This is a genomic window from Mycobacterium sp. TH-M82 (genome assembly GCF_057473605.1).
The window spans coordinates 1-10517 of record NZ_JBYCKY010000417.1 but is presented as its reverse complement, the minus strand read 5'-3'; the positions used below and the strand labels follow the sequence as shown (position 1 = coordinate 10517).

The following is a 10517-nucleotide window of genomic DNA, read 5'->3' as shown; positions in this document are numbered from 1 at the left end:
TACAGCCGCTGCCGTCGCGCGTCGAAGGCGATGCCCTCCGGGTCGGGCGGCACGACCGGCGGCGACCTGCGCAGCGCGAGCGGGCCGAACGGGCGGCCGTTCTCGTCCAGCAGCGGGCGGGTTCCGGTGACAGTTGCTTCGTCAATATGGTTGCTGGACAAGGTAAGTCGCACCGTGTAGAAGCGGGCCGGGTTCTTCGTGGAACGGTCGTCGCTGATGACGTAGTAGCGGTCGCGGCCGGGGTCGTAGCTGATGCCGGACAGTCCGCCGATGGCGGTGCCCTGAAACGTCGCACCCGGGGCGATCCGCGCCTGGCCGAGATAGGTCAGCGCCGGCTGAGCCGGGGCGGTACACGTCGGCGCGCACCCGGCCAGGCACAACGCGCACATCAGCAGAGTCGTGGCCATCGGCGCAGGCACCACGTCCCGAGCTTACGGCCTGGCAGTAGGCTGTCGAATCGACAACCGATCAAAGGAGTAGCAGCATGGCGTGGTTCCTCGCGCTGCAAGGACCGCCCAACAAGGCCGGCCAGTCACCGACCTATGAACTGCACGAGTCAGCCGACGTCGAACAGATCGCCCAGGAGATGGCCGGCGCCGGGGCCGCCGATCACACGGTCGTGGTCCCGGCCGTCTTCCACAGCCCGCGCCGCCAGCAGGTCACCCTCTACATTCGGCCAGCCGCCTGGGGGGCGTGGGCGTTCTACCAGATGACCGACGACGAGCGTCGCGAGATGATGGCCGCCAACCCGCTGATCACCGCGATCGCGCAGGCCCAGGCGGCCAAGCAGCAGCCGAGACCGCAACAGCCGCAACAGCCGGGACAGCCGCAGCGGCCACCGGGGCCGGCTGTGCTCCCCAGGCTCGACTGACGGCGGTGACTCCGCGGCTTCGATCCCGACTGGCCGTCGGGTCGGCGTTCTTCACCCAGAGCCTGATGTTCATCACGCTGACGACCCGCCTGCCGCAGCTCAAGGAGCAGTGGCACGTCGACGACCTCAAGACCAGTGGCCTGCTATTACTCGTCGTATTGGCCGCCGGCGCCGGCTCCGCCCTGGCCGAGTACATCGCGGGATGGAGCCAGAGCGCGATGGTGCTACGAATCGGGTTCGGGATGCACACGTTGGGCATGGGGACGATTTTCCTGGCGCCGTCGCCGCCGATGTTCGTCGGCGGGCTCGCCGCCTTCGGTCTGGCGCTGGGGCTTGTCGACGCGAGCAGCAATATGCAAGCGGTCACCTTGGAGTATCGGTACGGTCGGCCGCTGCTGCCGTCGTTTCACGGGTTTTGGACCGCGGGTGGGATCGTCGCGACGGTGGTTACGCTGCTGACGTCCGATGTGCCGGTCGGACCGCACCTACTGCTGCTGCTCATCGTTCCGGTGACCGTCATCTTCGCTCCCCTCGTGACGCGGGACCGAGTGCCGCCCAACGATGTCGTGATCGACGTCCCATGGCGGCGGATCATGCTGCTCGGCATGGCGATGATCCTCTTCTACATGGTCGACACGGCTGCGCAGGCGTGGGGTCCGGTGTATCTGCGCGACGTGCTCGACGCCCCGATGAGCCGCACCGCGCTGGCCACCCTGCCCTACTTCCTCGCCAGCCTGTTCGTCCGCGGCATCGGGGATCAGCTCGTCGACCGGTTCGGCGCGGTCATCGTCCTACAGGTCAGCGGGGTCGTCGCCGCGGCTGCGCTTGCCGTGATCGTCTTCGCGCCGACCTGGCCGGTCGCCGTAGCGGGGTTCACGGTGCTCGGCGGTGCCGCTGCCACGATCGCGCCACTCAGCTTCTCCGCGGCCGGGGCGCTCGCCGGGGGTGGGGAGGTCGAGGCGGAGCAGGGCCGGGTCGACCAGGTCATCGCCCGGTTCAACCAGTTCAACTACGTCGGGGCTTTGCTCGGAGCGGTCCTGACCGGTGTCGTCGGCTCCGGAAACCTGCGCGTGGGGTTCATGGCGCCGACGGTGCTCATCCTCGGGATCGTCCCGCTGGCAAAGCAGTTCTCGATCATCCGACGCAGCACGCTTCAACGGGTGCTCCCCCGGGTGGACTCGAACCACCAACCCTTCGGTTAACAGCCGAATGCTCTGCCAATTGAGCTACAGGGGATCGTTTATCCATTTGTCCGTGCGGACTCCGCACGACTTTAGCGCATCGGCACCGCAACCACCGGGTCAGGCCAGCCCGGATACACCCGCGCGCGGAGTGAGGCAGGATGGTGGGATCCGAGGAATCCACCGCACCGTCGTTTGGAGGGGCCGCTGTGATCGGGTATGTCGCCGTGCTGGGGCTGGGCTATGTGCTGGGCGCGAAGGCGGGCCGGCACCGCTACGAGCAGATCGCCGGCACCTATCGTGCGCTGACCAGCAGCCCGGTCGCTCAGTCGGTGATTTATCGAGGGCGGCGGGCCATCGCCAGCCGGATCTCCCCCGAGCCGAAGATGGTGGAGCTGACCCAGATCAACGAGATCGCGGACGGCACCAGCGTCGTCCAACCGCAGCACCCCGACGAAAACTGACCTGGCCTGACCCGGCCCTACTCACGCGGTCAGGTCGTCGCCGCTGGCCTGCTGCAACAGGCTGCGCCGATAAGCCTCCATCGCGACGAGGTCACCGAAGAGCGCGTGGTACTCGTCGCTGTGCTCGACCGGTGACATGCGTTGCAACTTGGACTTGACCTCGGCGATCTGGCGGCCGATCCACACCTCCTGCAACCGGGCCAGCACCCCGGCGACGTAACGCGGCAGTTTGTCGTCGTCGACCCGGATCGCCTCCACGCCAAGCTCGTTGATCAGGCTCCCCGTCGGCACCGACGTGGTTTGCCGACGCACCTTCTCGATCCACTCCCCACCCATGGCAGCGGTAGCGCCCGAGCCGGTCCCGCCGGCCGTCTCGATGGCGGCGTAGACGGCGGCGTAGCCGGGGTGGGTGAAGGCCTCCGCGGTCAGCGTGTCGAACACCGGCCCGGCCAGCGCCGGGGACTGCAGCGCCGCCTTGAGCACCTCGCGCTGCGGCCACAGCGTCGGGTCGGCCGGGTCGGGATGCAGCACCGCGGGTGCGTCCGGTGCGGGTGCTGCGTCACCGGGATTCGCCGCGGCGTGGGCTGCCCGGGTGGCGCGGCGGCCGCTGTTTTTCCGGCGCCTGGCCTCACCGCGCACGCGGCCGATCACCTCAGCGACATCGTCCCAGCCGACCCATCCGGCCAGCTGGCGTGCGTATTCGTCACGCAGCGTGGAGTCCTTGATCTGGGCGACCATCGGCACGCAGCGGCGCAGCGCGGCTACCCGACCCTCGGCGCTGTCCAGATCCAACTCCGCCAGTGCGGTGCGAATCGCGAACTCGAACAACGGGGTTCGTCGTGCGACCAAGTCGCGCAGCGCCGCGTCGCCGTGCCCCATCCGAAGATCACACGGGTCCATGCCGTCGACGGCCACCGCGACGAACGACTGCCCGGCCAGGTGCTGCTCGCCGTCGAGTGCTTTGAGTGCGGCGGCACGGCCGGCTTGGTCCCCGTCGAAGACGTAGATCAGCTCGCCGCGAAAGAACTTGTCGTCCATCATCAGTCGACGCAGCATCGCCAGGTGCTCGTCGCCGAACGCGGTGCCGCACGCCGCGACCGCAGTGGTGACCCCGGCGGAGTGCATCGCCATCACGTCGGTGTAACCCTCGACGACAACGGCCTGGTGGCCCTTGGCGATGTCACGCTTGGCCAGGTCGATGCCGAACAGCGTATGGGACTTCTTGTACAGCATGGTTTCCGGGGTGTTGACGTATTTGGCTTCTATCGGGTCGTCGTCGAACAGCCTACGCGCCCCGAAGCCGATCACCTCCCCGGCAGAGGTGCGGATCGGCCACAGCAGCCGCCGGTGAAACCGGTCCATCGGCCCGTGGCGGCCCTGCCTGGACAAGCCGGCGGCTTCCAGCTCGTCGAACTCGAAACCTTTGCGCTGCAAATGTTTTGTCAGGATATCCCAGCCGGACGGGGCGAATCCGCAGCCGAAATGCCTGGCTGTCGCGGTGTCGAAGCTGCGTTCGGTCAGGTACCTTCGGGCGGTTTCGGCCTCACCGGAGTCCAGTTGCTCCGCGTAGAACACGGCGGCGGCGGCGTTGGCGGCGATCAACCTGCTGCGGCTGCCGCGGTCGCGCTGGATGCTGGTGGCCGCCGCCCCGGTGTAGGTGATGGTGTAGCCGACCCGGTCGGCGAGCAGCTCGGCCGCCTCGACGAAGTTGACATGCTCGATCTTCTGCACGAACGCGTACACGTCGCCGCCCTCGCCACAGCCGAAGCAGTGGAAGTGGCCGTGGTTGGGCCGGACGTGAAACGAGGGCGATTTCTCGTTGTGGAAGGGGCACAGGCCTTTGAGCGAATCGGCGCCGGCACGTCTCAGCTGGACGTAGTCGCCGACAAGCTCGTCGATCCGGACACGTTCGCGGATGGCGGCGATGTCGCGATCGGGGATGCGGCCGGGCACCGACTCAGTGTAGAACCTGATGCCCGGCAGCGGTCCGCGCTGCGTAGCGGCCGGTGGGGCGAGCCGAGCCTTGAACCCGCCGGTGCTGCCGGCCAGCCCGCCGCTCACGGTGACCGTGGCCGTTACCGACTAGGATTCGGGCATGGTCAAGCCCGCAACCGTTGCCGCCGCCTTGCTGTCTGCTTGTGTTGTCGCCATGGGCGCGTGCAGTAACCACCAGCGGCCGGGCAGCGAGCCGGACAGCACCCCGCCGGTCCACTCGCCGGTGGCTTCGCCTACCGACCGGGCCTCGGCGACCAACACCGTGCCCGGCGGGGAAACACTCACGGCGCAACTGAAGACCGCCGAGGGCCGGCCCGTTGCCACCGCGACGTTCGAGTTCGCCAACGGTTATGCCACCATTACCGTCAAGACGATCGCCACGGGCATCCTGGCACCGGGTTTGCACCACATGCACGTCCACTCGGTGGGCAAATGCGAGCCCAACTCGGTCGCCCCGGGCGGCGGCCCGCCCGGCGATTTTCTCTCCGCCGGTGACCATTACCAAGCGCCCGGGCACACCGGGGAGCCCGCCAGCGGCGATCTGAGTTCCCTACAAACGCGCCACGACGGCGCCGCGCTGCTGGTGACCACCACCGATGCATTCACCAAAGACGATTTGTTGACAGGCAGCAAGACCGCACTCATGCTGCACGGCGCCGAGTACAGCGGCGACGCCGAAAAGCGAGTCGCGTGCGGCGTTATCGGCACCGGTTGACCCGGCGCCCCTAATCGGCCTCGATGCGTTCCAACCGCCCTTCGGTATACGAGGCGATCTGATCAACGATGACGCGCATCCGCGCGCCGTCGCCGGGGGCGGTGTCAAACGCCGGGACGAAGAGCGGGTCGAGAGTTCGCGGTGCGCCGGCCAGCAGCCGATGCGCCACCTGGTGGACGCGGTCGCGTTGCCGGGCCTGCCGGCCCAGATGGCACGGGTCGGACATGATGAACTGCAGCGCGAGGATCTTCAGTACCGCGACCTCGGCGCGGACCAGGTCGGGCACCTGCAGGTCGGCCCGGTAGCGTGTCAACGCCCCGGGACCCGCGGCCGCCCGGGTGGCGGCGATCGCCGCCGAGACGAACCGGCCCACCAGCTCACTGGTCAGGCGCTTGAGCGCGACCGAGGATCCCAGAGTGGCGTCGTATTTGCCGGCTGCGGCGACCACCGGCAGACCGGACAGCCGCTGCGCGGCGCCCATCAGGTCGTCAGCGCGCACCCGGGGGAATTCGGTCGCCCCCAGCCGGGCCAGCGCCCAGGCCTCGGCGTCGTCGGCAAGCACCCGCAGGTCGATGCGGCCGGAGATGACGCCGTCCTCGACATCGTGCACCGAGTAGGCGACGTCGTCGGCCCAGTCCATCAGCTGCGCCTCCAGGCAGGCCCGGCCCGCCGGTGCGTCCCGGCGCATCCAGGCGGCAGCGTCGCGGTCGTCGTCGTAGAAGCCGAACTTGGCCTTCGCCGACTCGCGTGGCCACGGGTATTTGGTGACCGCGTCCAGTGCCGCGCGGGTCAGGTTCAACCCGGCGCTGCGGCCTTGCGGGTCAATCGTTTTGGGCTCCAGCCGGGTCAGAATGCGGAAGTTCTGCGCGTTGCCCTCGAAGCCGCCGCAGCCGGCCGCGAGCTCATCGAGGGCCCGCTCGCCGTTGTGCCCGTAGGGCGGGTGTCCGATGTCGTGGGCCAGACCGGCCAGATCGACCAGGTCCGGGTCGCAGCCCAGCCCCATCGCCATCCCCCGCCCTATCTGGGCCACCTCCAGCGAGTGGGTGAGACGGGTGCGCGGGGTGTCGCCCTCCCGGGGGCCGACGACCTGCGTCTTGTCGGCCAGCCGGCGCAACGCAGCGCTGTGCAGCACACGGGCGCGGTCGCGGGCGAAGTCGGTGCGGTGCTGGCCGTCGGTGCCGGGCAGGCCTGCGGTCTTCGGTGTCTCATCGACCAGCCGCTGCCGGTCGAACTCGCGGTAGAGCTCGGGGTCGTCGGGGTCGTGCTGCTGGATGCTCACCGACGCTCAGTCTGCCAGGGGTCTGCGGGGCGCTGCGTTGCGACAGACCGTGCGCCGCTGGTCGCATAGATTGACGGGCATGCGTATCACCCGGGCGCTGGGCGCCCTGCTCGCGGCCGTGACCGTCGTGCTGCTGGCGGCCTTTAGCGCCCCCATAGCCACCGCGGAGCCGCCGCTGCGGCTGGCCGGTCCGGTCACCGACCATGCCGGCGCCCTGTCGCCGTCCGAACGAGCCGCCGTGCGCGGAGCTATCGACCGGCTCTACACCGATCGGCACATCCGGCTCTGGATCGTCTACGTCGACATTTTCTCCGGGCAGACCGCCGACGGCTGGGGCCGCAGCACCGCGCGCCTGAGTGACCTGGGTGAGCACGACGCCCTGCTCGCGGTGGCGACCGCCGACCGCGGGTACGCGTTTTTGGTGTCGAGCGGTGTCTCCGACGTGAGCGCGCATGCGGTGGATACGTTGCGGCGCAACCAGATCGAGCCAGCGCTGCACCTCGGCGAGTGGGGCGCCGCGGCAGTGGCCGCCGCCGACGGGCTCAACGCGGCGGCCGGACCGGCCGAGGTGGCGTGGAAACCGATGTTGGCCGCCGCGGGTACGGTGGTGCTCGCAGGTCTGGTGCTGCTGTTCGTGGTGCGCTACCTGCGGCGGCGACGGCGGGCGGCGACGCTGGCCGCAGCCCGGCGGATCGACCCCACCGACGCGGATGCACTGGCCCAGCTGCCGCTGTACGCATTGGACGACCTGTCCCGGTTGAAGGTGGTCGACGTCGACAATGCGATGCGCACCAGCGCCAACGAGCTGGCGCTGGCCGTCGAGGAGTTCGGCGACCAGCGCACCGAACCGTTCTCCCGCGCGCTGCAGGACGCCAAGGCGGCGCTGGACCGGGCCTTCACCGTGCGCCAGCAACTCGACGACGCCATCCCCGAGACGCGGGCGCAGCGATGCGAGCGGCTGACCGGGGTGATCGTCGCCGCGGCGAAGGCCGACCGCGAACTGGAGGCGCAGCGTGGCGCGTTCGAGCAGCTGCGCAACCTTGTGCTCAACGCGTCGGTACGGTTGGACGCGCTGACCCAGCAGCTGGTCGAGCTGAGTGCGCGTATCCCGGGCGCCGAGCAGCGCCTCACCGAGCTGGGCGCCGAATTCGACTCCGCGGCACTGACTTCGGTGTCCGGAAACGTCAAGACCGCCCGGGACCGGACGGCCTTCGCCGACCGCAACATCACCCGCGCGCGGGAGCTGGCCGCCCACCCGGTCACCGGCGGGCAGAGTGAACTGGTCGACGCGGTGCGGGCGGTCGAATCGGCGGTGGGACAGAGCCGCACGCTGCTCGACGCGGTGGACAGCGCCGCCGGCGACATCCGCCACGCGGTGGCGACGCTGCCGTCTGCCATCACCGACACCGAGGCAAGCATCGCGCAGGCCGGTGAGCAACTGGAGCAGGCCGGCAGCTCGCACACCCGTGAGTTGGCCAAGGCCCGCAGCGCCGCGGTCAGAGCCGTCGCCGACGCCCGCAACTCCACCGATCCGTTGGGTGCGTTCACCCGTCTGACTCGGGCTGACGCGGATCTGCACCGGCTGCTGGAGACTGTCGCCGAGGAGCGCGCCGCTGCCGAACGACTGGCCTGCGCCTTCGAGCAGGCGCTGTTCAGCGCCCAATCGCGAATCCGGGCGGTGTCGGATTACATCGACACCCGCCGCGGCAGCATCGGTCCGGAGGCGCGCACCCGGCTGGCCGAGGCCCGTCGCCGGCTCGACACGGCGGAGGACAAGCAGGCCACCGATGTCTCCAGGGCGATTGCCGACGCCAACGCCGCCGCAGCGCTGGCCGCTGCGGCGCAGTCGTCGGCCAAGGCCGACGTCCAGGCCGCCCAGCGGTCCTACTACGGCCGCTACGGCGGCGACGACACCGGCGCGATGCTGGGCGGGATCATCATCGGCAACGTCCTAGGCGGTGGTTTCGGGGGCTTCGGGGGCGGTTCCGCAAGCTCGGGGGGTTGGAGCCCCACGTCGTTCGGCGGGTCCGGCGGGGGCGGCGGGTTCTTCGGCGGCGGGGGCCGGTTCTAGCCGCTTCGCCGCTTCGCCGCGAGCGTGCGTCCCCGGTCGACGCGCTGGGCTAGTTTCCTGGATTGCGCACGTTCGCGCCGCACGATAGGCCGACAGGCTGCCCGCGACCGGGTCAACTCCATTTCGATCCGGCGCACCATATCCCAGGGCCGCCGCCGCACGTCGTCGGCCACGATCGACAGCACGGTCCAGCCAACCTCTTGCAGCGCAGCACGCTTCTGCCGGTCCTGCCGCAGCGCGTCAGGGCTACTGTGATAGTCGAAGCCGTCGTACTCGACTGCGACCAGGCATTCCGGCCAAGCGAAGTCGACCCGCCAGGTCCGCCAATTACGGTCGACGATCTCAAACTGCAGCACCGGTCGCGGCAGCCCGCCGTCGAGCATCACCAACCGTGCCTGGCTTTCCATCGGCGATTCCGCTTCGGCGGCGGCCAACGGAATCAACTCCCGGACGTTGGCGATTCCCCGCCGGCCGGCCTGACGGGCGGCCGTGGCGAGCAGTTGGCGTCGGTCGCACGTTCGGCTGCGCCGTGCGGAATCGAGTGTTGCCAGTGCCCGGGGACGACACAGACTGCGAACCACCTCGACGGCCGTCCAGGCCGGTTCCGTGGCGGGGCGGCCATCGACCATGCCTAGCGGAGCTCCTGCGCGGCGGTGCACAATCAGACCGTCCGAGTTGCGTAGCTGATGGGCAATTGGGCTCAGCACATGCAGCTCGGCGTTGTTCTCGACGTCGAATCCGTAAGCGGCAGCCGCGGTTCCGAGGCAGATCGCGACGGGCTCTGCGGCGCGCAGATCCAATGGCCGGTGACGGCTCACCTGTGTAACTCCTATCCCATCATTTCTCAGCTTCAAATAAGGTAGCTGTCCGGCGAGGAAAATTTCAGCCGAAACCCGCAGTTGGCGGCGCCTTATCGCGCAGCGCACGACGCGGCCGAAGCCGCCGAACGCCGCCAACCGCCCGCTCGGCGGATCTTTTGGCGGGCCGGCGAACGTGCGCAATCTACGGATTTGAGCCGGCGTGTCGACCGGAGACACGCACGCTCGCGGGAAGGTCAGCAGCCTTTGAGGCGGGGGGCGAGGTAGTCGGCGACGGCGTCGATGCCGATCCGGTCCTGGGTCATGGCGTCGCGCTTGCGCACGGTGACGGCATGGTCATCAAGCGTGTCGAAGTCGACCGTGACACAGAACGGGGTGCCGATCTCGTCCTGGCGGCGGTAGCGGCGCCCGATCGCGCCGGCGTCGTCGAACTCGACGTTCCAGCAGCGCCGCAGCTCGGTGGCCAGGTCGCGGGACTTGGGACTCAAGTCGGCGTGCCGGGACAGCGGCAGCACCGCCGCCTTGACCGGCGCCAGCCGCGGGTCCAGCCGCAGCACAGTGCGCTTGTCCATGCCGCCCTTGGCGTTCGGCGCTTCGTCCTCGCAGTAGGCGTCGACGAGGAAAGCCATGAACGACCGGGTCAGCCCCGCCGCGGGCTCGATGACGTACGGTACGTAGCGGGTGTCGGCCTCCTGATCGTAGAACGACAGGTCGGCACCGGAATGCTTTGTATGCGTGGATAAGTCGAAGTCGGTGCGGTTGGCTACACCTTCCAGCTCGCCCCACGGGTTGTTGGCGAAGCCGAAGCGGTATTCGATGTCGACGGTGCGTTCGCTGTAGTGCGACAGCTTGTCCTTGGGGTGCTCGAACAGCCGCAGGTTCTCGGCGTCGATTCCCAGGTCGACGTACCAGGCCAGCCGGGTGTCGATCCAGTACTGGTGCCAGTCGCGCGCCGTGGACGGCTCGACGAAGAACTCCATCTCCATCTGCTCGAACTCGCGGGTTCGGAAGATGAAGTTGCCGGGCGTGATCTCGTTGCGGAAGCTCTTGCCGGTCTGCGCGATGCCGAACGGCGGCTTGCGCCGCGCGGTGGTGACCACGTTGGCGAAGTTGACGAAGATGC

General features: G+C 69.1%; 10 protein-coding genes and 1 tRNA gene. 4 read left to right on the top strand and 7 right to left on the bottom strand.

The genetic code is table 11. The features are described 5' to 3' along the window. Positions 1–407, bottom strand: a 407-nt coding sequence (locus tag AC2VON_RS13055) for an esterase-like activity of phytase family protein (protein WP_486953345.1), incomplete at its 3' end; no start/stop codon positions are given. A gap of 77 nt (positions 408–484) precedes the next feature. Between AC2VON_RS13055 and AC2VON_RS13050 the strand changes: the two genes are divergently transcribed. Further along, on the top strand, positions 485–871 hold the full coding sequence (locus tag AC2VON_RS13050; RefSeq protein WP_486953344.1) for a hypothetical protein: 387 nt from the start codon (positions 485–487) through the stop codon (positions 869–871). 791 nt (positions 872–1662) lie between these two features. On the opposite strand, the gene AC2VON_RS13045 is transcribed toward AC2VON_RS13050, so the two are convergent. Together AC2VON_RS13045 and AC2VON_RS13040 are read right to left on the bottom strand one after the other, a co-directional pair. Further along, positions 1663–2028, bottom strand: coding sequence for a hypothetical protein (locus AC2VON_RS13045; protein WP_486953343.1), 366 nt, complete (start codon positions 2026–2028; stop codon positions 1663–1665). 6 nt (positions 2029–2034) lie between these two features. Further along, positions 2035–2107 (bottom strand) — tRNA-Asn (locus tag AC2VON_RS13040). 154 nt (positions 2108–2261) lie between these two features. Between AC2VON_RS13040 and AC2VON_RS13035 the strand changes: the two genes are divergently transcribed. Continuing rightward, positions 2262–2516 (top strand): hypothetical protein, encoded by a 255-nt coding sequence (locus AC2VON_RS13035; RefSeq protein WP_486953347.1) that lies wholly within the window; start codon positions 2262–2264, stop codon positions 2514–2516. Positions 2517–2537: 21 nt separating this feature from the next. Here AC2VON_RS13035 and dnaG read toward each other — a convergent pair whose 3' ends face one another. Next, positions 2538–4469, bottom strand: a complete 1932-nt coding sequence (dnaG, locus tag AC2VON_RS13030) for a DNA primase (RefSeq protein WP_486953346.1) — start codon at positions 4467–4469, stop codon at positions 2538–2540. A gap of 142 nt (positions 4470–4611) precedes the next feature. On the opposite strand from dnaG, the gene sodC reads away from it, so the two are divergent. Continuing rightward, on the top strand, positions 4612–5226 hold the full coding sequence (sodC, locus tag AC2VON_RS13025; RefSeq protein ID WP_486953342.1) for a superoxide dismutase[Cu-Zn]: 615 nt from the start codon (positions 4612–4614) through the stop codon (positions 5224–5226). A 10-nt stretch (positions 5227–5236) separates the two neighbouring features. Here sodC and AC2VON_RS13020 read toward each other — a convergent pair whose 3' ends face one another. Next, the gene (locus tag AC2VON_RS13020) at positions 5237–6505 is read right to left on the bottom strand and encodes a deoxyguanosinetriphosphate triphosphohydrolase (protein WP_486953341.1); all 1269 of its coding nucleotides are present in this window, start codon (positions 6503–6505) and stop codon (positions 5237–5239) included. 79 nt (positions 6506–6584) lie between these two features. On the opposite strand from AC2VON_RS13020, the gene AC2VON_RS13015 reads away from it, so the two are divergent. Then, on the top strand, positions 6585–8576 hold the full coding sequence (locus AC2VON_RS13015) for a TPM domain-containing protein (protein WP_486953340.1): 1992 nt from the start codon (positions 6585–6587) through the stop codon (positions 8574–8576). Here AC2VON_RS13015 and AC2VON_RS13010 read toward each other — a convergent pair. Next, entirely contained in the window at positions 8573–9394 is an 822-nt protein-coding gene (locus AC2VON_RS13010; RefSeq protein ID WP_486953339.1) for an endonuclease domain-containing protein, read from the bottom strand. The two genes, AC2VON_RS13015 and AC2VON_RS13010, sit on opposite strands and share 4 nt — an antisense overlap. A 236-nt stretch (positions 9395–9630) precedes the next feature. Then, positions 9631–10517, bottom strand: an 887-nt coding sequence (locus tag AC2VON_RS13005; protein ID WP_486953338.1) for a glycine--tRNA ligase, incomplete at its 5' end; no start/stop codon positions are given.